The organism is Martinezella sp. CNPSo 3890 (genome assembly GCF_057784455.1).
The window spans coordinates 1-20654 of record NZ_JBXSOR010000016.1 but is presented as its reverse complement, the minus strand read 5'-3'; the positions used below and the strand labels follow the sequence as shown (position 1 = coordinate 20654).

The 20654-nt window shown below is 59.4% G+C and carries 19 protein-coding genes and 1 pseudogene; 9 read left to right on the top strand and 11 right to left on the bottom strand.

Annotated features, from left to right (window positions below; genetic code table 11):
- Nucleotides 1-212: 212 nt before the first annotated feature.
- The gene (locus AC13RC_RS27050; RefSeq protein WP_488559075.1) at nucleotides 213-788 is read right to left on the bottom strand and encodes a hypothetical protein; all 576 of its coding nucleotides are present in this window, start codon (nucleotides 786-788) and stop codon (nucleotides 213-215) included.
- Between the two features lie 124 nt (nucleotides 789-912).
- On the opposite strand from AC13RC_RS27050, the gene AC13RC_RS27045 reads away from it, so the two are divergent.
- The 4 genes from AC13RC_RS27045 to AC13RC_RS27030 all read left to right on the top strand — a co-directional run bounded on the left by AC13RC_RS27045 (nucleotide 913) and on the right by AC13RC_RS27030 (nucleotide 4188).
- Entirely contained in the window at nucleotides 913-1158 is a 246-nt protein-coding gene (locus AC13RC_RS27045; RefSeq protein ID WP_113346506.1) for a transcriptional regulator, read from the top strand.
- A gap of 47 nt (nucleotides 1159-1205) precedes the next feature.
- Nucleotides 1206-1415: a helix-turn-helix domain-containing protein gene (locus AC13RC_RS27040; RefSeq protein ID WP_113389885.1), complete on the top strand. Its 210-nt coding sequence runs from the start codon at nucleotides 1206-1208 to the stop codon at nucleotides 1413-1415.
- A 360-nt stretch (nucleotides 1416-1775) separates the two neighbouring features.
- The gene (locus AC13RC_RS27035) at nucleotides 1776-3251 is read left to right on the top strand and encodes an Eco57I restriction-modification methylase domain-containing protein (RefSeq protein ID WP_488559074.1); all 1476 of its coding nucleotides are present in this window, start codon (nucleotides 1776-1778) and stop codon (nucleotides 3249-3251) included.
- Nucleotides 3241-4188 carry a hypothetical protein gene (locus AC13RC_RS27030; protein WP_113389887.1) on the top strand — a complete coding sequence of 316 codons (948 nt, stop codon included), beginning with the start codon at nucleotides 3241-3243 and terminating at the stop codon, nucleotides 4186-4188. Before AC13RC_RS27035 ends, AC13RC_RS27030 begins: the two co-directional genes overlap by 11 nt.
- Nucleotides 4189-4531: 343 nt before the next feature.
- Here AC13RC_RS27030 and AC13RC_RS27025 read toward each other — a convergent pair whose 3' ends face one another.
- The 4 genes from AC13RC_RS27025 to AC13RC_RS27010 all read right to left on the bottom strand — a co-directional run bounded on the left by AC13RC_RS27025 (nucleotide 4532) and on the right by AC13RC_RS27010 (nucleotide 8473).
- Entirely contained in the window at nucleotides 4532-5044 is a 513-nt protein-coding gene (locus AC13RC_RS27025) for a GNAT family N-acetyltransferase (RefSeq protein WP_183814193.1), read from the bottom strand.
- A 75-nt stretch (nucleotides 5045-5119) separates the two neighbouring features.
- Nucleotides 5120-6523, bottom strand: a complete 1404-nt coding sequence (locus AC13RC_RS27020; RefSeq protein ID WP_488559073.1) for a hypothetical protein — start codon at nucleotides 6521-6523, stop codon at nucleotides 5120-5122.
- 27 nt (nucleotides 6524-6550) lie between these two features.
- Complete coding sequence (locus AC13RC_RS27015) at nucleotides 6551-7609, bottom strand: class I SAM-dependent methyltransferase (RefSeq protein WP_488559072.1); 1059 nt, start codon at nucleotides 7607-7609, stop codon at nucleotides 6551-6553.
- A 204-nt stretch (nucleotides 7610-7813) separates the two neighbouring features.
- Nucleotides 7814-8473 (bottom strand): LuxR family transcriptional regulator, encoded by a 660-nt coding sequence (locus AC13RC_RS27010; protein WP_488559071.1) that lies wholly within the window; start codon nucleotides 8471-8473, stop codon nucleotides 7814-7816.
- A 658-nt stretch (nucleotides 8474-9131) separates the two neighbouring features.
- Between AC13RC_RS27010 and AC13RC_RS27005 the strand changes: the two genes are divergently transcribed.
- On the top strand, nucleotides 9132-9836 hold the full coding sequence (locus tag AC13RC_RS27005) for an autoinducer binding domain-containing protein (protein ID WP_488559070.1): 705 nt from the start codon (nucleotides 9132-9134) through the stop codon (nucleotides 9834-9836).
- 3 nt (nucleotides 9837-9839) lie between these two features.
- Here AC13RC_RS27005 and AC13RC_RS27000 read toward each other — a convergent pair whose 3' ends face one another.
- On the bottom strand, nucleotides 9840-10160 hold the full coding sequence (locus tag AC13RC_RS27000; protein ID WP_145323663.1) for a transcriptional repressor TraM: 321 nt from the start codon (nucleotides 10158-10160) through the stop codon (nucleotides 9840-9842).
- A 236-nt stretch (nucleotides 10161-10396) separates the two neighbouring features.
- On the opposite strand from AC13RC_RS27000, the gene AC13RC_RS26995 reads away from it, so the two are divergent.
- On the top strand, nucleotides 10397-10618 hold the full coding sequence (locus AC13RC_RS26995; RefSeq protein ID WP_069610815.1) for a helix-turn-helix domain-containing protein: 222 nt from the start codon (nucleotides 10397-10399) through the stop codon (nucleotides 10616-10618).
- A gap of 111 nt (nucleotides 10619-10729) precedes the next feature.
- Here AC13RC_RS26995 and AC13RC_RS26990 read toward each other — a convergent pair.
- The 5 genes and pseudogenes from AC13RC_RS26990 to traA form a co-directional block, all read right to left on the bottom strand.
- Nucleotides 10730-11918, bottom strand: a pseudogene (locus tag AC13RC_RS26990) (ATP-binding protein).
- Nucleotides 11919-12130: 212 nt separating this feature from the next.
- Nucleotides 12131-12733 (bottom strand): TraH family protein, encoded by a 603-nt coding sequence (locus tag AC13RC_RS26985; RefSeq protein WP_488559069.1) that lies wholly within the window; start codon nucleotides 12731-12733, stop codon nucleotides 12131-12133.
- 16 nt (nucleotides 12734-12749) lie between these two features.
- Nucleotides 12750-13913, bottom strand: a complete 1164-nt coding sequence (locus AC13RC_RS26980) for a conjugal transfer protein TraB (RefSeq protein WP_488559068.1) — start codon at nucleotides 13911-13913, stop codon at nucleotides 12750-12752.
- Nucleotides 13903-14469, bottom strand: a complete 567-nt coding sequence (gene traF, locus AC13RC_RS26975; protein WP_113354740.1) for a conjugative transfer signal peptidase TraF — start codon at nucleotides 14467-14469, stop codon at nucleotides 13903-13905. Before traF ends, AC13RC_RS26980 begins: the two co-directional genes overlap by 11 nt.
- Nucleotides 14466-17789 carry a Ti-type conjugative transfer relaxase TraA gene (traA, locus tag AC13RC_RS26970; protein WP_488559067.1) on the bottom strand — a complete coding sequence of 1108 codons (3324 nt, stop codon included), beginning with the start codon at nucleotides 17787-17789 and terminating at the stop codon, nucleotides 14466-14468. Before traA ends, traF begins: the two co-directional genes overlap by 4 nt.
- A 251-nt stretch (nucleotides 17790-18040) precedes the next feature.
- On the opposite strand from traA, the gene traC reads away from it, so the two are divergent.
- From traC to traG, 3 genes are read left to right on the top strand one after another with little or no spacing between them, the layout of a single operon-like run.
- The gene (gene traC, locus AC13RC_RS26965; RefSeq protein WP_113354738.1) at nucleotides 18041-18349 is read left to right on the top strand and encodes a conjugal transfer protein TraC; all 309 of its coding nucleotides are present in this window, start codon (nucleotides 18041-18043) and stop codon (nucleotides 18347-18349) included.
- A 4-nt stretch (nucleotides 18350-18353) separates the two neighbouring features.
- Nucleotides 18354-18569 (top strand): type IV conjugative transfer system coupling protein TraD, encoded by a 216-nt coding sequence (traD, locus tag AC13RC_RS26960; protein WP_069610808.1) that lies wholly within the window; start codon nucleotides 18354-18356, stop codon nucleotides 18567-18569.
- On the top strand, nucleotides 18556-20493 hold the full coding sequence (gene traG, locus AC13RC_RS26955) for a Ti-type conjugative transfer system protein TraG (protein WP_488559066.1): 1938 nt from the start codon (nucleotides 18556-18558) through the stop codon (nucleotides 20491-20493). Before traD ends, traG begins: the two co-directional genes overlap by 14 nt.
- The last annotated feature ends 161 nt before the right edge of the window (nucleotides 20494-20654 follow it).

The following is a 20654-nucleotide window of genomic DNA, read 5'->3' as shown; positions in this document are numbered from 1 at the left end:
GATCCCACCACGCATGTCTATTAGGATGATTTCCTCAAGCGTCCGGTTCGCACCCTTTGGCCTTACCGGCCCTCTCGACGATGAGCCCCGAAGCGCAATCCTCCGATTACAAGAGGCAGAGGCATCTCTGCGTCAGCGGAGGCGAACGAAAACCGATAGATTCCAAGAGAGGAATCGAAACGGTGAACCTGACCTGCGGCAGACGCGCGGTGCTAGACACCGTGAACGGCTCCCTGCATCGCCGCCGTCACCTGACGACGTACGCTCCCACGAGACGTTATTTCGTCGTCGATCTTCAGCAAATCGGTGATGACCGAACGCAGCTGTGGCCAGGGATACTCATCGCTCGAAGCGGATGGTTGCCATCTGCCGAGCATGGCATCGAGCTTGAGGCTCGCGCCGACGATTGATTCCGCGGGCGTATCCCACAGCCTTTCTGCCAACTCGTCTTCAATGGCAGCCGCGCGTTCCTCTTCCCGAACCGCCGCGCTATATCCGATCTCTCGGTCGGCCGCCTTCCACGCCTCAGGCGCGTCGGACGGCGTGCCAACCATCTCAAACAGCCTCTGTTCGAGATCCTGCTGCCGCACGCATGATTCGATTAACCGGTGCCGAGCCGCACACCATTGCTCCCAAATGGCAAAGGCGAGATCGTCATTTTGGATCTCCAACGGCCCCATAAGTCGGGCTGCAAGCCCAGGATGTGTGGGAAAAGACGCCGACACGAAGGAATGGAGGTCTCCCTGCGTGACCATAGACAAAGTTCTGCTATTGTCGGAATCAGCCATGATCCGAGCTCCTGACAGCTTAGGTTGTGGTCAGGCTGGATCGGGTGGTGCGAACACCCAGTCCAGCCGCGTGATGTTTTAAGTACCATGTGGTGTCATATTTTACAATGAGAAATCGAAAAAAATGAGCGGAATAACCGGTGGTCAAATCCGAGCGGCGAGGGCGCTCCTCCGCTGGACCGCGCAAGATCTTGCAAAAACAGCGAGTATTGGAGTCATGACGGTGCGTCGCGCCGAGGCCGAAGACGGCCAACCATCTATTACAGCCGCAAATTTAAAACTCATCAGGATAACCCTGGAAGATGCTGGGATTGAATTCATTCCCAGCAACGGCGGCGGTGTCGGAGTGCGATTGAAGAAATCGGAATGAGGCACCATGAGGCTTATACCCAAGTAATGCCGTGGGGGGCCTTGACTATGTTAGGCTGGAGCCAAGCAGAGCTTGCGAAAGCGGCGAACGTGTCTCGGCAAACGATCGCTGATTTTGAACGCGGCGCTCATATGCCTATCAACAATAATATCGGCAGCATCATCGCCGCATTTCAGGCGGCCGGAATAGAATTTATCCCAGAGAACGGTGGTGGAGTTGGTGTTCGCTTCAGGAAGCCGGGGGGCGTAGACCGTTAAAACACAATCGGCCGAACACATCGCTGCAGCCCGTCGCCCTTACGATTGCCGCGGCTCACTTTTGGCGCTCGGCACACGAGCAAGCGGCGCGGCTGCCTCCGAGCCATACAACACCGGGTACCACACACCGGCAGATGTGTTTGCCGACCTGCAGAAGGATTATACCGGTTTCCCCAACCCTGGACCTTCCTCTCAACATATCTCTGCCTGAAGCAATGATCTGTCTGGAAGAAAGATCGGGTGAGCTTGCGGACTCGCCATCAGCAGCCTTTGCATCTCTTCAATGTTCTTTGTATGTTCTGCCCATCGCGGGCGACATGCTCAGTTGAAACAGCGGATGGGGTGGGACAAGGTAGGGCGATGATAAAGGGTGAGTCGGCTATTTTTAGCCAGAAACAATCTGGCGCGTATTTCACGCCAAGCGATGTCGCGCAGGCTCTCGTGAGTTGGGTGCTTCGTCGGCCGTCCGACCGGCTGATAGATCCGTCATGCGGCGACGGCCAATTCATTTCCGTCCACCATAAATCCGTCGGCATCGAGCAAAACCCGCTTTCCGCTCAAGCTGCCATTGCGGCCGCACCCTGGGCGCTGGTTCATAAAGGCGATTTCTTCGCTTGGGCTTCCGAAACGCGCGAGCGCTTCGAATGCGCAGCGGGCAATCCTCCATTTATTCGGTATCAAAGTTTCAAGGGGGACGTCCGACGCCGCGCGTTGGATCTGTGTTCGCAATATGGCGCGCACTTCTCCGGCCTGACATCGTCCTGGGCGCCGTTCCTGGTGGCAACCGCCTCGCTGCTGAAGCCGGACGGACGGATGGCTTTCGTGGTGCCAGCAGAAATCGGGCATGCGCCATATGCCGCCCCTCTCCTGGAATACCTTGTCGGCTCCTTTGCTGAGGTTCACATCATCGCCATCCGGCGAAAGCTATTTCCATCGCTTTCGGAAGATTGCTGGCTGCTTTATGCCGAAGGCCACGGCGGTTCAACGTCCCGCATTGGCCTGACAGTGTGCGAGACATTCAAGCCCGACAAACACAGGCCGAAGCCTGATATCTTCGTCGACGTCGATGAATGGCGCACAACCTGGTCGCGTCGCCTGAGACCGTACCTCTTGTCGAAGAATGTTCGCGACATCTATGCGACGGTCATCCAGGATCCGACAAGCAAACGGTTCGGCGATATAGCCTCCATTGGTATCGGGTATGTGAGCGGAGACAATGACTTTTTCCATCTGCGGCCATCGGAGGCCAAGCGACTGGGAATTCCGGCTGCATTTCTTCATCCCAGCCTGCGCAACGGCCGGGCGATGCCGAGCAGCCAGATTACCGAGGCAACTGTCGAAGGTTGGATCAAAAGTGATGATAAGGTTCTTCTCCTTCGACTGACGCGCGAACAGGAACTGCCGTCGAGCGTGCAGCGCTATCTGAACAGCAGTGCCGGCCGTGAAGCCCGCCTCGGCTACAAGTGCCGCAATCGCGCCCCGTGGTATGCCGTGCCGGATGTGCAGATACCGGACTTCGTCCTGAGCTACATGTCGGGTCGATCCGCGAGCCTCGTGCAAAACCTCGCCGGTGTGACCTGCACCAACAGCGTTCATTCGGTGCGTGTCCGTGATCGTGCGCTTGCAGCCAAGTTGCTGCCGCAATGGACAACCCCATTCCTGCGGCTGAGTTGCGAGCTTGAAGGGCACGCGCTCGGCGGCGGAATGTTGAAGCTGGAGCCCCGGGAAGCTTCGCGCATTCTCTTTCCAGTGGAGGCCAGAGCCGCTGAAGCCCACAACGACGCATTGGAAGATGCGATCAACACGCTTCATCGCTGGAGGCATTATGCCGAGTAATCTGGAGGCGAAGACCTGCCAATGGACCAATCAGTCTGATGCCTTGGCGGCTTTTGCCGAGTTCACTGGCAAGACCCAGAGCGCCAGCCACATCAAGCCGCTGCATTGGTATGTAGCCTGTCGATTGGTCATCGAAGGCGGCTTTGATCCAGACGATATCGTACCCCGCCCACCATTTCGTATAAAGCGCCGTTCCGGAAAGCCCCCTCTTCTCGAATACGAACCGGCTTCGGCAGGAGGTGGCGAGCGGACCGTCCTTGGCGGCTTGAAGACCAAGAACGTCGACGTCGTGGTGACGCGTGAGGGTATTGGCCCGGTTCTGGCCGTTTCATGCAAGGGAGTGACCGGTGCATTCCGAAACCTGACGAACCGCATGGAAGAGACGATCGGTGAGTGTACCAATCTGCACATCACGTATCCGGCACTGGTTCTAGGCTACCTCGTCCTGCTACGTGCAAACCGAATGATTGAAACTGCACTTGACGATGCCGCCGAAGTCGCCGCAGATGCGGAGCAGGCAAGCGAAGGTGCCAAGGCGCTTGCCGCCAACGACATCGCTATGACGGAAGGTGGCGAACCGGTTGCCGGTATCGTCCGCTTTCATAATGCGCTGCGCGAACTCGTCGGCCGGCGCGGCATTCGCGACGATGTAAGCCGTTACGAGGCGATAGGCTTCGGTCTGGTCGAAATGCACGGGACTGGACGAAACAGCCTGCTCGATAGTTTTCCTGGTCCCGATAGCCCGCTTCGATTGAGCGGCTTCTTCGACACTCTGTATGCTCGCTATGATGAGCGTTTTGTGGTCAGCGCTCCCGATCTCTCGCGCACTACGAGACGACTGGAATGGGATCCGGCATCACCGGCCTTTAAGGTGCCGGATCTGGACTATATGCCGCGAGTGGGTGGAGAGATCGCGCCAGTCGAAAGTTCTGATTAAAATTCGCACTACTGGCAAGTATATAAAATGCTGCTTCTCTCAACGGGGAGCTCGACGCGCGTAATCGCCGCGATGGGACCTGATGGTGGCAGGAGATCTCTGATCTTCAATAGCGGCATTCAACTGGTCGGTTGCCTAGCATCCGACGACGACGTTCCCATTTCGCGCGAGGTATTTGATGAAAAATGGCTCGGCGCGAAAAATATTGGCCCCTGACCTTTGCCCCGTTTCTTTAAGGCTAGACCAGCATTTGCTCCATCACGTGAGCTTCGAAGTCCATCTTACGTGAGAAGATTTGCCGCGGGCCTGCCAGCCAGCTGGTCGAGGGTGGCCTGAGGGGTGCTCATCCGCCCAGTCGCGACACCATGATGATGTCGTCGATTGCCCTGCCGTCGTCGAGCACTCCGCCGGGAATTCGACCAACCTCGACAAAGCCATGGCGCCGATAGAATCGCGCCGCGACCGTATTCTCGGCGTTGACCGCGAGTTCCAACTGCAGAATTCCAAGACTTCTTGCATAATCTGAAACCGTGGTCAGAAGATCGGCCGCGGCGCCGGATCCGCGCGCACTCTTTCGCACATAAACACTCACGAGGGTTGCGCGATGCGCCAATTTCCTCGGACGATGACGTGAGAGGCCCATCATCCCAACCGGCTCCTCATTGATGAAAGCGACGAAAGCCGGCTCGTTCAACCGGTTGCGCCACTCCTCGTCCGAAAGATCTACCCAATCTTCGTGGACGCTCGCAAATGCGGACGGTTCGCAGGAAAGTGCCTCCAGGCGAATGCGGCGGAAGACTTCGACATCGTCGATTGTTAGGCGCCTGATCATTAGCCTCCGTGCGTTCGACGACATATCCATCTCCAGTAGGGTAGGGCCAGTTATAACGGGTGAGGGGGCCGTATGTTTCAGTTTCTCCGAGGCGGTTTGTTACGACCACCGTGCCCACTGCCACTCCGGCGGCGGAGCATGAAGCCCCCTGTTTCTCGCGCGCTCTGTCAGTTCCGCCCAAATCGGATCGCCGGTAAAACTCGCGAGATCACCGCATGCGTCGGTAAGCGACTGTTTACCATAGATCTCCAGCAGACCCATCACGGTCTCGTTCTCCAAGGCCGCAAAGGGAGAACCGTTATGTGGTTTCAGCGCGCGATGTCCCCATACTCCTGGACAGGCGTCGGCGCGGAGGGAGTTCAACAGATCAGTTTCACCTGTCTTCCCGAGCGCTGTCGCAAGAACATGGCGCATGAGGGGATAGTAGACGACCTGACGACATCCACCGAGAACGCGTGTTCCTGGCAGGATTGAGATCACCAGAAACGCGACAAACAAGCTGGGCACGATTCTGCGTTCCCGAAGCGCTTCCGCGATACAGCTGGGCTGGAATGGCACGTCGGAGCGGGATCCCTTAATGTCCGACAGATCGCCATTTTTCAACTGCAAGGGATAGATCTTGCCGTCTGCCAATCCCCAGAACAGGTCTGTCGTTCTGCGAATCCATCCTGTCCATGGCCCGGTGTCAAGTTCATCGATCGCCTCCAGGATGGCGAAAGCCCATGCGCCATCTCCACCGATGCACTTCGAAAGCCATGAGCCCGTATCTTCAAGGTGATCTGCCACGAGATCCGCGACATCGATGTCGTCAATCTGAAGCAACTGAATCGGCTCCGGAAAAAACCGCGTCCATAGTGCCTGATTCCCGGCTTTGATCGCCTCGGCGGCCGATGCGAAGCCTTCGCTCGGCAGGATCGCTTTCAACCTCGCCGCAGACGGATTGGCCGCTTCGCTCCTTTCGATTCCCGACAACACGAAATTGTAGGCGCCATTCGATCCACATAGGCTGTAGGCGTCCATTCGGCTTCGCGGCAGGCCGAACACATTGATCGTTTCGTTCTCAAGATTGAGCCACCCGGGCCCCTTCTTCGCCTTCTCGATGAATTTGACGGTGGAGGCGCCATACCAGATATGCCATCGAAGCCGATGGGCGCTAAGACCAAGCAGGCTGAACAGATGTGTGTAAAAGCTATCGGGCTCTATCAGCAGATGGCAATGTGGTCCGGTTTGCATGACAGGAGCCGCGGCCAATTGATCCGCAGCCTCTCGCGCCCGCGCGCGATCGGCACCTGACCTCAGTGCCGCCCGTTCGACACACGCTTTCAGCCGGATCATGGCATCGTCGCGGATAGCGCAATCGGCGCGGTGGCGCTCGACCTCGTAAACAGCTCTTGCGTAATCGTTAAGCTTGCGGCTCCAGAACTGGTCAAGGCCTGGCATCACATGTGACAAGGTCCTCTTCAGGTCCGCCGGGGTCAAATGGCCGTCGCCGCTCGCATCCATGCGTGTCCGTTTCCTTGTCTTGACCCCTCATATGGCACTGTCAGAATCCACCGCAGGGCGAGCAGTCCGCCACGCCCACCGCTCATCGAGCGGCGGCGCTGTCTCGTTCGCAAAAATAAGAGGCAGTTGCTCGTAGCAAAATTCCTCTGGAATCGCCGGCTTCACCATCGAGGTGACGAACTCTCGCAGTGACGCGGCCGAATTGGACGAAACGATCGTGTAGAAATTGCCGCTATTCCAGGTGACGACGGAATAGCTGAAATAGGATCCCAGCGCGGTGATCGACGTCTCCAGGTCCACCTGGAACTTCGTCATGGTGTCGAGAACCTCGTGCTTCTTGGCCACGATCTCGGTTTTCGAGAAATAGCGCGACTTGAATTGTTCGTCCTTCTGGCGCTCGCGTTCCAGATAGGCATCGACGTCCGGATGCGCGATCTTTTGCACCTGTATAAGCAGGCCGCCGGGTCTGATCCGAGGCGCGATGACGGCGAGTTGCTCCTTCCGGTCACGACCGTACATTTGAAAGGTCGTATCTTCGAAAAGTAGATCATAGCCGTCCCGGAATGGCTGGAGATTTTCATCGGTCGCATATCGTTCGTCGTCGAGCTCGAAGAACGGACCGTGATGGAAATGGGCATGCTCGCTTCCGCGCCGCGCGAAGAAACTGATGCGATTTCCGTCCGTGGGACTGCAGCAGAGCGTTTTCAGCCTCCCGTCGCCGAGCCTTGCCAGCGATCTCGAAAGCGTGCCGGCTCCGGCCCCGAGCGTATAAACGGCAGCGGCTTGCCGCCTGCGTCCCCATGCGTGCAGGGCAAGGACGAGCATCGCGGCGCCCAATCGGCACTCCTCTTCCAGGCGATAGGGAATGCTCGCGAAATAATGGTTGTCGAAATTCCCCCAAAGGCGGCGGTGCGTGTCCCAGAACGCCATGCAGTCAAGATCGAATTCCAGGAGCGATAAGTCGGGTTCGGGAGTGGCGAGGTCAGGCATTCCGCCAAGACCTCGAGCGGTTCGCTCAAAAAACGGCGCGAACGCGTTCAGGCGGGGCGCCTTTCGCCAAGCCTCGATCGTTTGCCTATCAACCATGTTTCAAATCCTTCCCGTCGGGTCGAAAGGAGCAGCCGCGTCACGATGCGATCACGGCTTTGGACTGGGTCGTCGTCAGCAGGCTGAAACGGCGGCTCCGTGATGCACAGATGTCATCGAGGTGGGATGGCGGAGCAATCGGCCGATTTTGTTAGATTGACGAGCAAGCGAAGGCTGTCGGATTGGCGCCGAGTGGCATTTGGCTCATACATCGATCATCTCCAGGAAACTGGCCCTGGCGACCGCCTGATAGAGCGTCCTGGCGCCGAGCTTGCGCCTGGCCAGGCGCAGATAAAGTCGTACCGTGCCTTCGGAAATCCCCAGCGTGGCGGCAATGCGCTTGGGAAGCTCACCGAGCGCGACAAGCCGCAGGCACTCGCGCTCGCGGCGGGATAGTACGTCGTGCTCGCGAAAGGCGCGAAGGCCGGAGACAGGTAAAGCCTTGTCATGCAGATAATGGGACAGGATTTGCAATTCGTGGATGCTCGAATCGCGAAGTCTCCGCCAGTCCGACCGGCTCGCATTTGACGTTACCGAAAAGAGGGAACGCTCTCCGCGTGACCCTCTCACGGGCACGGAGAGGCCATGTCTGCCGACGCCAAACGCTCTCGCGTCCCTCAAGAACGCCTTACTTTTTTCGGACGGCACGCGCAGGGCATGCCAGTCGACCGGAAGAAGGCCGGTACGGCTGATCGCGATGACAGGATCGATCTCGAAATGGTTTTCTCGCAAATAGGTGTCCGTCCATTCGGGCGGATAGGTCGTGCGAAAGTACGGATAGCAAAGGGGAGAAATCCCGGCACGGACGACAAGGAATGTCGCATGCGCGAAGTCATAGGCCTGGCGGATTTCCGCGAGGACCAAGTCCAACTCGTCACCGTGCCGCACATGCTTCAGTGTTTTCAGTGTCGACGACAACCGGCCTCGAACGAAAGATGTTTCCTCCGCGCCCGACCCCGTCATCGGTCCATGGCTCGGGCGGCGCGGCGTTTGACGAAGCCCCTTCTCAGTTCGTCGCTTTCCAATGGCTTGTCGCTTACCAATGATCTTCCTTGTCGCGATCCAAATCTTCTCGAATCCGGCGATCGGACGTGCCGAGGGCCCTGAATGAGCCTCATCCAAGTCCGACGGAATGCCTGATCGCCAAGATCGCCGCCCAAGGGAGCGTGGGCAATATGAGGATTCACCAAGTCCCCTCCGAGGACGACGGACAGCTGCCGCAGGTGGCGCAAGCGTCGGGCTTCGTGTTGCTTGGGACCATGCAAGGAGCCGAGCCACGAGCGAACCGCTTTCCGTGTTCAACCGTCGGGGCCGAGGTTTGGTTCAGGACACCGCCGAACTTGAAACGAAAAAATCACTACCCGTTAAGCGCGAATGACGTTATCATAAAACGTTCACAAACACCGGGTGATGCGAGCACGGCGGGAGGCCGTGGTCGCCGCGATGATCTGGCGTTGCGGTACCCGGCGCCGTGCGAACAGACAAAAGGGAGGACTGACCCAATCGGACTGGAGACAACTTCATGGATAGTGATCTTCGCTCTCTCATCGACATGACTGAGATCGCCCACGACGAACGCATGATCAAGAGCGCCCTGAAGACATTTGCCCATTCATGTGGCTTCGAGCGCTTCGCGTTTCTGCGGAAAGAGGGCCTGCAAATCCGAACATGCAATTCGTATTCGGAGGAATGGCAGGGCGTTTATTTCAAAAGCCGGTATTCGTTAATCGATCCCGTCATCATCGAAGCCAAACGTCGCATGGACATGTTTAGCTGGAGGGCAGATGATTGGCCGGCGCGTGGATCCTCTGAACTCAGGCGCTTTCGAGACCAGGCAATCAAACACGGCATTCGCAGCGGCGTGACGATACCCGTCGAAGGAAGCTTCGGCTCCACGATGATGCTGACCTTCGCGTCCTCGGCACAATCGGCCGACATTTCGAAACTCCGGGATCCGCGAAAGGCGGTTCATGCGGTGCTCGCGGTCCACTACGGCCTGAAAATCATCGCCGCCTCTACCATTCTTCCACCAAAGCGATTGCTTGCTCCCCGGGAAGCCATGTGCATGATGTGGGCCGCGAAAGGCAAAACCGCTCCAGAAACCGCCAGGCTGACGGGGATCAAGGCGAGAACGGTCCAGAATTATCTTGATAACGCCCGTCGCAAGCTCGGGGCCGCGACTGTTCCACAACTCGTCGCGATCGCGAAGGATCACGGATTGGTGTAACCGTCACGTCTCCTCGTCGAGCGGAACCTCGGGAACATAACCCAGAACGTCGATGATTTCCGAAAGCTCTCGCTGCTGTGCCTCGGCTTTCTTCTGGCGCGCGAGATATTCGTCTTGCAGACTGGCAAGGACATCGGCGGAGACCGACGGGTCCGCCGACGCACGGGTCCATTCTTCGTAGACAGCCTCGTCCGCGACGAGAAGGCGACGGTGTTCAAGGATCGCGGAAACGGCCAATGCTTCCAGCTCCGATTCTTGCATCGACCGGTAGCGAGATTCACGGGCGGCCTGTTCGCCTGCCTCGGATGAGCCAGCCTCAATCATCCTTGTTTCCTCCTGCTTCATTTTCGCGGTCGCCAGGAACCGAGGCTTAGTGGCATCATGCATGCTTGCGATCGATTACCAATTTTCTGACAGTCGAGGGAAATTGATTTTTCTGTCGTTCACCGCCGAACATAAGCACCATTTGGCGCCGCGCAGGGCCTTGATTCCACATGTGGAACCGCTTTGTAGAGTATACTCCGTGGTGAAATACTCCACAAGCGGTTGCTCTCTCGATCATGGAGATTCGAGAGGTGTTCGCACGAAATCTGAAAGCTGCGCGTCTGGCCAAGGGCCTGTCGCAAGAAGAACTCGCGCATCGAGCAGGAATCGACCGAACCTATATCAGCTCCCTGGAACGCGGCGTATACAAGGCCAGTATCGTCGTGGTGGATCGCTTGGCGAGGGTCTTGGAAACAGAGGCGTCCGATCTGCTGAAACGGTTGCCGGAGGAGAAGTGAACCCGCGATCTTGACTGACGAAAATCTCGCGGGACTTTACGATAGACATCTGCTGAGAAGGAAGGAATGCCCGCGGCAGCGTCTCGGCGAGAGACGCCGCTTGCTCGCGGCTCACATTGTCCATAGGAGAGATAGCGGTGCTGCCTGGAGCTTTTCTCCAAATGGCGTCACTCGGTCGTGGTCGTGTAGGACGAGCCCTCGCACGAAACGATCACCGACCGCCTCTTGTAACTGGCGCAACCCGCGAAAATCGTCAGATTTCACCGTTGCTGACGCCTTAACTTCTATCCCAACAACCCGGCCGCGCCGATCCTCAATGATGATATCGACTTCATCTTGGTCTCTCGTCCGGTAGTGGGAAAAGGAAAAACGCCGGCCTGACCATGACGCCAGCTTCCGCAGTTCTGAAACCACGAAGCTTTCAAGCAGAGCGCCAAATCGACCCTTGTTGTCACGTAACGCATCCGCGTCGTCTTCTCGCAAAGTCGCAAGCAAGCCTGTGTCCAGAAAGTGAAGCTTTGGTGTCTTGACGAGCCGGCTCAAGCGGTTGTTGGACCATGGGACAAGTGATTAGAAAGAGACACTCGAGGATCACGACGTATTTCTGTGCGGTGATGCTCGACAATCCAAGCGCCGCACCGAAACTGCTGTGATTGACCAATTGTCCAGCATGCTCCGCTAGAACTTCGAGCAACCGCGGCAACCGGTCCAACTGATCGATGTTGGCGATCTCACGTACGTCGCGGTCGAGGATCAGTTTCACATAATCTTCCAGCCAAGCGGTTCGCCGGTCGGCCGTCGGCCGACGCAAAGCTTCTGGGTAACCGCCCTGCAGCACTATCGCCATCAGGTCGTCACCAACCACCGTGTCCTCGCCGGCGGAAGGCTCCTCGCCGGCGAACAGCCGATCCAGCAGACGACCCGGGGCGGACCGGATCTCAGATTGGGCAAATGGCAACGGTGGGACAACGGCCATACGGCCGGCGAGCGAGTCTGCAATCGCCGGAACGGTGGCAAGGTTGGCGAGCCTGTAAGCAAGAACCGTCCGGGTTCGTCATCGCGGTCAACACTTTCTTTGATAGCCAGTATCAGTTCGGGCGCGCGTTGCACCTCATCGACGACAGCCCGTTTGATGCCTCGGATAAAGCCGATCGGGTCGGTCTTTGCTGCATTCAGCGTACCAACGTCGTCGAGGGTGATAAATGGACGATCTGAGCCAGAGACCTGTCGTGCGAGAGTCGTCTTTCCGGCTTGCCGCGGGCCGGCAATTAGCACAACAACACGTGTCAGCCAGCGCCATTTCGACGATCGGTCGGCTAATTTAAGGCGTATGTCTGACTGATTTTAATTTAAAGCACGGCTGATTCATAGCCTCGGCCAATCTCCGTAGATGGCGCCTCTCAAATTATAGGGGGTTCGTCGCGCAGGGACATCAAGGGACGACACCAAGTTAATGCGTTTGGATCACACAAATTTTCTGCCCGACTTGAATAATCGTCCCCCCGCCGAGCGCTAACGCTGCCCATCGATCCGCGAAAGGTCGATCCGAATACCAGCGTCCTTCAGGTTCGATTGAGAAGTTGCCGGCTCGACAGGTTGATCGGCCGTCGTCGCTTCTCGCTGGCTGGCACGAGTGGGCTGCTCTGCTGCCACGCCGCCCGGATCCTCGGCCTGAAAGACGCTCTCTCCCTCAAATTCGCCCGTCTTCCAGGCATAGACCGCGTCCTCGAATATCTGCGGGAAAACCTCGTCGCTCTTAGGATTGCCGTACCACTTGGCAACGATCCTCAGAACCTTGGCAAACATCGCAGTTCCCTTGCGAAGGTTTTCGCAAGGCTCCACGAGGTCCGGTTGCAAGTTGGCTGCATCCTTGATGCCGACGCCAGCGGGAAATTGCGTCAAGCCGACGCGAACCACCGCCTGGCCGACATATTGCCTCACGATCGCCATCGCCTCGTCGGCCGACTTCGCCTTCGGAACGAGGATCAACCGGCGCCCGGATTTGATCGTCACGGCGAGGGGATCCGTCGAGCCGGCGGCCGCCACAAACTGCTCGACGACAGCGGGCCTGAGTGAGGGATCGGCGCATTCCTTGATAAACGCAGCATCCAACATGACGTCTCCTCGGGCCTCAGGTGTTGAAGGAAAAAACAAGCGGCTTGGCGAAGAGCCTTGCCCAGGCGATCGTGCTTGCCCGTTGGATTGCGACGATCGACGTGCCTTTGGTCCACCAGCCGTTTCCGACGGCGATGATCAGGTCGGGGTCATCCAGCATCGATTGCAGCACCGGCCAGACGACCAGTTGCTCGTAGCAGATCAGGGGAGCGCCTCGCGCATTCCCAAGATCGACAACGGGATTTGCGAAGAAGTGCGCTCTAGCTCCGCCGCTCTTACCGAACCATGACTGCCAAGGCTGCCACATCGAGCCCGGCACCGGCATCCGTTCGCGATAGAGGAGCCTGCCGCCAGTTGCGGAGACGGCAATGAGGACGTTGTCGTAGCCAGCCGCGTCCACGGTGGCCGCGCCAGCGACGACGGTAATGTCCGTATCCTGAAGAGCATTGACCCAGAGCCGATCGACCGTCGGCGTCCAGAAACCCAAGGCGCTCTCTGGGAGCACGATCGTCGGGCGGTCATCAGCTCCACGACCCTTCACCGTCGCAATCAGATCACGGTGGCGTTGAATGCTAATGTCACGGCCGAGCGAAGGTCCCATTTCGAGATCGACGCCTTGCCAACCATCGGGTAGATGCGGCTCGGTCCAGGTAGCGGCGGACCACAGCCAGAAGCCTGCGAAGGCGATTGCGACAGCAGGCCACATGCGGGTTACGAGGCCCATGAGACCGGCTGTGATTGCAAGCAAACCCGCCCATCCCCAACCGGGAAACAGAACCCCGGCGGATGTCATAGGATTTGCCCAGCCGGCAATGCCGCAAGGTGGGATCGCCAATAGGGCAGTCGCCACCAGATAGCGCAACGGGCGAGGACCAGAGCGCTTCGTCCAGAGCGCCGCATGCACGCCAACAAAACTCCCCGACGCACACAGCCATAGCAACAGGCCGGGCCAGATGTCCGATGAATAGAAGGCGGCGACACCCTGTGGCAGACCACGTGATGCTGCCAGGAAATACCCGGCTGAAACAAGCGCCGCCACCAATCTTGTTTGCGCCCGCGCCCAAAGAATCGGGAACGCCAGTGCTGTCGGGAGCAGCAGGACATGACCACTCCATCCGATTGTCCCCGCGACGATCGCTCCAATGATCAGCAGCGTTGGTTCGAAATGATCACGGCGCATAGGTCAGAACCTGTTGCGCGAGACCCAGGATGCCGGCAGCGGGAACGGGACCGAAATAGCGCGAATCAAATGATCCAGCGAAAGCCGAATGAAGGAAGACGCAGCTCGCTGGCACGATGCCTCCGACGAAAGGCATCAGCGGCCGTCCCTCGCCATCTCGCTGGACAATGGTGGAGAAGGGAACCGGACGGCCATCCACAGTCACACTGGCGCCGATATCGACCCGTTGTCCCGCAACGGCCATAACCATCTTGATGAGCGGTGCCACGCCGCCTGGGCACAAGCCGGAGCGCAGATAGCCGCGACTGCGCGCCTCCTGCATGGCTGGCGTTCGAGGCGGGCAGATGAACACGAGATCGCCGACGGCGGCCGCACGATCGAGCTTGACGATACGCCAGAGACCGAGTGGTTCGCTCGGCGTGAGATTGATCCGATAGTTGCCAGACCAGGCGACCAAGGTCGTTCCCAGCAAGGCCATTGGGATCATGGCCAAGCCAAGTTGGATGAGTTTGTTGTGTCGCCTTGCTGGCGCCATCTTCAAGACGGGCATGATCATGTCAGCGACATCCCCTGGGTCTTGCTCTGGCGAAGCGTCTCGGCCTGTTTGAGTGCTTCGACCGTCCGCTCATGGACGCTGAGTTGCTGCGCCGCGCGCATCAGGCTCCAGGCAGATTGGACTTCCTCCTTCTGAGCAGAGTTCATGCCCCCAGTGACCGTCTTGAAGGTTTCCCCGTTCGTATCCTTGGCGGCCAAGGGCAGGAAGGTCCGTTCGCCGAAGCGCTCCGTGACCGCCTTGGCAAATCCCTCCAGTTCCGCCTTCACCATTTTGTCGGCAAGCGCGAACTCGAGCGCCGACGGAAGATCGTTTCGATCAATGGCGTCGCGCACCCGTTCAAGCGTCTGACGCGCACTTGGCGACAGCGCCGGAATGTCGATCGAGACCTTGCGACGAGCCGCCATTTCATCCGCCTGATAGCGCTGTTCTGCGTGGCTGCGCTGACGCATGTAATCGCTGAGACTCTGCGCCAGGGCTGGCACATTGCGCTCAGCCCGCTCACGGTCCTGCTTGTCGGCGCGGCTGGCGAGCAAGCCCGATTTCCCGTTGAGGGGGCCAAAACTATCCGGTTGGTTGGCGATCTTCGCAAGCGTCGTTTTTGCGATCGCTTCATCCTTCAGCAAGGCGTCCACATTGACTGATCTGAATGCGGCTTCCGGCTGCGCGTAGACCAGATGGAAGCGGGTCGACACGTCATCCCATTGCTTCTTCAAGCCGGGATCGGCTTCGACCTTTTCGGCAATCGCCTGCTCGACGGTTTTCGTGGATGTCGCGATGCCGGCAACCATAGGGCTGGCCTCCTTGCTGCTTTGGGAGTGGGTCGGTTTGGTGCTGGCACCAACGCCGAGTTTGGCGCCGACGGTGAGGAGCCGGTGGGCAAGATCGGCCAGTTTCTGTTTCTGGCGGATCGTCCATTCGAGCCGGTCGCGAACAACCGTTCTGGCGACGTTGACGATATGCAGGCCGCGTCCTTCGGCAAAACGCAGTGCTTGGCGATAGAGGCTGCCCTTCTCGTAATCGAGCGTGGCTTCCTTGGCTTGTCTGCGTGATAGGATCTCGACGAGGCCGCCGGCGAATGCGAAGGACCGGGTGCCGTAATAAATGCGGAGATCCTCGCGATGACGCGTCATCGCTACATAGGTCAGATGCCGATCGAGGGAGAGTGACGCGAGCACCTTCACTCGGTCGACGGTGGCGCCCTGGCTCTTATGAATCGTCGTGGCATAGCCATGGTCGAGATTGCTGTAGAAGCGCTGTTCGACGGTAATCCGCCGGCGATGCTCACCTTCGCCGGTCTCGGCGACAATGCGGTTTTGAGCGGCTTCGACAACCTTGCCGAGCATGCCGTTCTTGACACCGAGCGATCCTTCATTCTTCAGGAAGACGATCTGGTCGCCGCTCGCGAAGTTGCGGTGCCCATCCTCCGTCCGGAATGCAAAACCTTCGCCAAGGATGCCACGCTCGACGAGCTCGGCCCGTGCCATGCCGTTCAGTTTTCGCACATCACGCCGGAGGTGGGCGAGGATCAATGTCGTCTTCGTCGGGTCAAAGTCCCGACTCCAATCGGCGATAAGCCTATCGGCTGCCTCGTCCTTCAGCGTCAAACCGATCATTCGATCATGAGCGGTATAGGCAGCGATAGCCTTGCGGATATTGCCGCGAGCGAGATTGAGCGACGCATCGCGCATCCATTGCTCGCGCTGGCGGTAGATGGTCTCGAGCTCCGCATAACCGATACGGTCGGCGATCGCGCGAAACGCGGCTCCCGCTTCGATTGGCTGAAGCTGTTCGGGATCGCCGACCAGGACAAGCTTGGCGCCGGCCTTCGTCACCGTCTCGACCAGCTGCGCCATCTGCCGCGACGACACCATGCCGGCCTCATCGAGAACGAAGACCGTCCTTGCGTCGAGCTGGTTTCGGCCTCGGCTCCAGCGAAGCTCCCAGGACGAAAGCGTGCGCGAGGCAATCCCAGCTTCCTTCTCCAGCCCTTCGGCGGCCTTGCCAGCAAGCGCGCCACCGACGACACGATAGCCGGCGGCTTCCCACGCCTCGCGCGCCGCCTTCATCATCGTCGTCTTGCCGGCGCCAGCACGGCCGATGACAGCTGTGATCCCCTCGGATCCAGCGACATGCTCGATCGCGGTCCTCTGCTCCTGCGACAGTCGGGAATGGTGCTTGAACGTCGCCGCCAACACGGCTTCCCGAACACCATGCGAGGATCGTGCCGACAGCCACATGGCACGGCTGGCCATCTCGGCTTCCAGCCGGATCAGTTCGCGCGTCGTGTATTTGGCCGGCACCCGGGCGCCGCTCGCAAACGCGATCCGCTCGCCTTCGAGACAGAGCGCTTCGGGGCTCTGCAGGACACGAACCATCAGAGTCTGGAACAGAACGGCATCATCGATATAGCGATGCAGGATCTTCGCGACATCCTGGCTGTCGAAGACGCTCTTTTCCCGGGTTATCAGCTCGAGGACGATCTCCGGCCGGCGCTGGATGCGTCTTGCGTTCTCACTTCGCCGCACCTCCTGCAGCTCGATCCGTTCGAGCTTTGGCGACCTTGGCGATGATTGTGCTTTCGCCCGCTCCGCCTTCCGGTCAATGGCCATCGCGCCGACGCCGACATGGATAGTCGGCTCCACTTCGACACCCTGTTTTTCGAAGGAACGGCCATCGACGCGAATGTCGAGGCCGGCCATCGCCAGATGCCGGTTCTGGCAGGCGAACCATCCGTCGCGAAAGGAATTGAAGTCATCGAGGCTTCCGGCCCAGAGTTCGTAGACGATCTTGCCAGAGTCGTTGCGGATCGGATTGCCGTCTGGCCCGAGAACCGCGACCTTCTTGGCACCGAACCCTTCTTCGGTCAGCGGCCTCAACGTCGTCATAAGATGTACGTGCGGATTGCCCGGCGCATCATGATAGACCCAATCCGCCACCATTCCCTTGGCGGTGATGTGCCGTTCGACGAAATCGCGAACAAGCGCGATATTGCGCTCGGCCGTGAGTTCGATCGGCAGCGCGATCGTGACATCCTTGGCGAGCTGGGCATCGGAACGTTTCTCGAAATCCTCGACCTTGTTCCAGAAGGCTTCCGACGCGCCCGACACCGAGCGATCGGCGATCATCGACCGCAACCATTCCGGTGCGTCGGTTGGAATGACGAACTCCTCATGCAGGAGGCCCTGCTTGCGGGTATAGTCGATCGTCCGCGCTTCCCGCTCGTATTCCATTTTCGCGCAGTGGCGATAGGCCGCCGACAGCACCGCGCTGCGGCCGGAGCCGCGGGCGACGACGCTGACGGAGAAATGAGGCACGGCCACGACGGTCTGGGCTCCCGGTTGCGGACAAAACCAATGCTTGCGTCGGGAGCGGGCCTCGCCGGGGCGAAAAGCTAAGCGTCGCGACAGCGACGTATAATTGCGCCCTTGGAACCCGCTCCTTCGGAACGGCAGGGATCATTCACCAAAGCATCGCCCTTGGCGATTGTAGGATTCACAGTAGTGCCTTCGCTACTCGAGTTCCGGAAACTGGCCTTGAAAGACACGCTTTCTCAGCCAGGAGACGATCGCAAATGAAGAGACCTTCCTCGAAAATCCGCGACGAAATCGCCAGACTCCAAGAACAGCTCAAGGCCGCGGAAACCCGCGAAGCCGAGCGGATCGGCCGAATTGCCCTCAAGGCTGGTCTTGGAGAAACCGAGATCGATGAAGCCGAGCTACAGGCGGCCTTCGAGAATATCGCGCAACGTTTTCGCGCAGGCCAAGATGGCGGGAATGGGGCCACGACCGGCGGCGAAAAAGGCGATGGAAAAGGCACCACGGGTACGCCGACCGCGATGGTCCCGCCTGGCGCGGCTCAGGGCGGCGGTCGCGAGGCTTGATCGAATGGCGAGAACGACGACATCCGATGCCCGCAAGAAGGACACACGCGAGAAAATCGAACTCGGCGGCCTGATCGTCAAGGCTGGCTTGCGATATGAGAAACGCGCGCTTCTGCTTGGAGCGTTGCTCGAACTGAACGCCCGGCTGAGGTCGGACGAAGGCGAGCGGGCGCGGCTGATCGCGATCGGTGTGAAAGCGTTCAGCGATGACGGCGAATAAGCTTGCTCTCCTCGCCGCGCCGGTCGTGCTGATGATGCTCGCCGTCCTCGGCACGGCCGGTATCGAGGATTGGCTATCGGCCTTTGGAAGGACGGAGGCCGCGAGGTTGGCATTGGGTCGCGTGGGCATCGCGACGCCCTATGTCACCGCTTCGGCCATCGGCCTGACCTTCCTGTTCGCGAGCACGGGCGCGACCGGCATCAAGTTCGCGGGTTGGGGCGTCGCCGCCGGGAGCATGGTGACGATCCTGATCGCGGCGATACGCGAGACGACACGTCTCATGTCATTCGTCGGTCAGGTTCCGGCGGGTGGGTCCATCGCCGCGTATCTCGACCCCGCAACGATGATCGGCGCGGTGGCCGCATTGATGGTGGGAAGTTTCGCGCTGCGGGTGATGCTCATCGGCAACGCCGCCTTCGCCCGCGCCGAGCCGAGGCGTATCCGAGGGCGCAGGGCGCTGCATGGCGAGGCCGACTGGATGAACATGCGGGACGCGGCGAGGCTTTTTCCCGACACCGGCGGCATCGTCATCGGCGAACGCTACCGCGTCGACAAGGATAGCACCGCGGCGCGTCCCTTCCGCGCGGGCGACGCCGAGAGCTGGGGCGGCGGCGGCAAGGCATCGCTGTTGTGTTTCGACGGTTCGTTCGGATCATCGCACGGTATCGTTTTCGCCGGTTCGGGCGGTTTCAAGACAACGTCCGTGACAATCCCGACGGCCCTTAAATGGGCCGGCGGCCTTGTCGTGCTGGACCCTTCGAACGAGGTCGCGCCAATGGTGCGCGGGCATCGCGAAGCCGCCGCGCGCTTCATCCGCCTTCTCGATCCAAAGGAACCCGAAACCGGGTTCAACGCGCTCGATTGGATCGGTCGGCATGGCGGAACCAAGGAAGAGGATATCGCCTCGGTCGCATCGTGGATCATGAGCGACAGCGGCGGCCCGCGCGGCGTCCGCGACGACTTCTTCCGCGCATCGGCGCTTCAGCTGTTGACCGCGCTGATCGCGGACGTCTGCCTATCCGGGCATACCGACACGGCGAACCAGACCTTGCGCCAGGTTCGTTCGAATCTGGCGGAACCGGAGCCGAAACTGCGCGAGCGACTGCAATCCATTTACGAGAATTCCAACTCGGATTTCGTCAGGGAGAATGTCGCCGCCTTCGTCAACATGACCGCGGAAACCTTTTCTGGCGTCTATGCCAACGCGGTCAAGGAAACGCACTGGCTGTCCTACGCCAACTATGCCGCGCTCGTGTCGGGTTCGACTTTCTCGACCGACGCGCTCGCGGATGGCAAGACCGATGTGTTCATCAACATTGATCTGAAGACGCTCGAGACGCATGCCGGCCTTGCGAGGGTGATCATCGGATCGTTCCTCAACGCGATCTACAATCGCGACGGCGCGCTGGAGGGCAGGGCGCTCTTTCTCCTCGATGAGGTTGCCCGCCTCGGCTACATGCGAATCCTGGAGACCGCTCGCGATGCCGGCCGCAAGTATGGCATCACGCTGACGATGATCTACCAGTCGATCGGGCAGATGCGCGAAACCTATGGCGGCCGCGACGCCGCGAGCAAGTGGTTCGAAAGCGCGAGCTGGATCTCCTTCGCGGCGATCAATGATCCCGAGACCGCCGACTATATCTCGAAACGCTGCGGCATGACCACGGTCGAGATCGATCAGGTCAGCCGCGGTTCCCAAGCGAAGGGTTCATCGCGAACGCGTTCGAAGCAGCTGGCCGCCCGGCCGCTGATCCAGGCGCATGAGGTTCTTCGCATGCGAGCGGACGAGCAGATTGTGTTCACGGCCGGGAACGCGCCACTTCGGTGTGGCCGTGCGATTTGGTTCCGGCGGGATGACATGAAGGCCCGCGTCGGCGCGAACAGGTTTCATCGCGACGGGAAGACGTTCGAAAGACCTGACTGATCGAACCGACGCGCGGTCCAAGAAGCAAGGCCGATCCCCAAAAAAATGAAGAGCATCGGAGAAATCAGCAGGGCGCCGGCCGCCGGCCGGGATTTCGGGAATTCTCGACGCGCGAGGAGCGGACAAAGGGCAGCCGTGGGAGCTTCAACATCGTGGCCCGA

Excerpts from the sequence above, each read along its gene's own strand:
- AC13RC_RS27035 (WP_488559074.1), top strand. The coding sequence starts at position 1,776 with ATGATAAAGGGTGAGTCGGCTATTTTTAGCCAGAAACAATCTGGCGCG.
- AC13RC_RS27050 (WP_488559075.1), bottom strand. The coding sequence starts at position 788 with ATGGCTGATTCCGACAATAGCAGAACTTTGTCTATGGTCACGCAGGGA.
- AC13RC_RS27040 (WP_113389885.1), top strand. The coding sequence starts at position 1,206 with ATGTTAGGCTGGAGCCAAGCAGAGCTTGCGAAAGCGGCGAACGTGTCT.
- traG (WP_488559066.1), top strand. The coding sequence starts at position 18,556 with ATGACGGCGAATAAGCTTGCTCTCCTCGCCGCGCCGGTCGTGCTGATG.
- AC13RC_RS27005 (WP_488559070.1), top strand. The coding sequence starts at position 9,132 with ATGGATAGTGATCTTCGCTCTCTCATCGACATGACTGAGATCGCCCAC.
- AC13RC_RS27045 (WP_113346506.1), top strand. The coding sequence starts at position 913 with ATGAGCGGAATAACCGGTGGTCAAATCCGAGCGGCGAGGGCGCTCCTC.
- AC13RC_RS26995 (WP_069610815.1), top strand. The coding sequence starts at position 10,397 with ATGGAGATTCGAGAGGTGTTCGCACGAAATCTGAAAGCTGCGCGTCTG.
- AC13RC_RS26980 (WP_488559068.1), bottom strand. The coding sequence starts at position 13,913 with ATGCGCCGTGATCATTTCGAACCAACGCTGCTGATCATTGGAGCGATC.
- traD (WP_069610808.1), top strand. The coding sequence starts at position 18,354 with ATGGCGAGAACGACGACATCCGATGCCCGCAAGAAGGACACACGCGAG.
- AC13RC_RS27000 (WP_145323663.1), bottom strand. The coding sequence starts at position 10,160 with ATGATTGAGGCTGGCTCATCCGAGGCAGGCGAACAGGCCGCCCGTGAA.
- traF (WP_113354740.1), bottom strand. The coding sequence starts at position 14,469 with ATGATCATGCCCGTCTTGAAGATGGCGCCAGCAAGGCGACACAACAAA.
- AC13RC_RS27030 (WP_113389887.1), top strand. The coding sequence starts at position 3,241 with ATGCCGAGTAATCTGGAGGCGAAGACCTGCCAATGGACCAATCAGTCT.
- traC (WP_113354738.1), top strand. The coding sequence starts at position 18,041 with ATGAAGAGACCTTCCTCGAAAATCCGCGACGAAATCGCCAGACTCCAA.
- AC13RC_RS27020 (WP_488559073.1), bottom strand. The coding sequence starts at position 6,523 with ATGGATGCGAGCGGCGACGGCCATTTGACCCCGGCGGACCTGAAGAGG.
- AC13RC_RS27025 (WP_183814193.1), bottom strand. The coding sequence starts at position 5,044 with ATGTCGTCGAACGCACGGAGGCTAATGATCAGGCGCCTAACAATCGAC.
- AC13RC_RS27015 (WP_488559072.1), bottom strand. The coding sequence starts at position 7,609 with ATGGTTGATAGGCAAACGATCGAGGCTTGGCGAAAGGCGCCCCGCCTG.
- AC13RC_RS26985 (WP_488559069.1), bottom strand. The coding sequence starts at position 12,733 with ATGTTGGATGCTGCGTTTATCAAGGAATGCGCCGATCCCTCACTCAGG.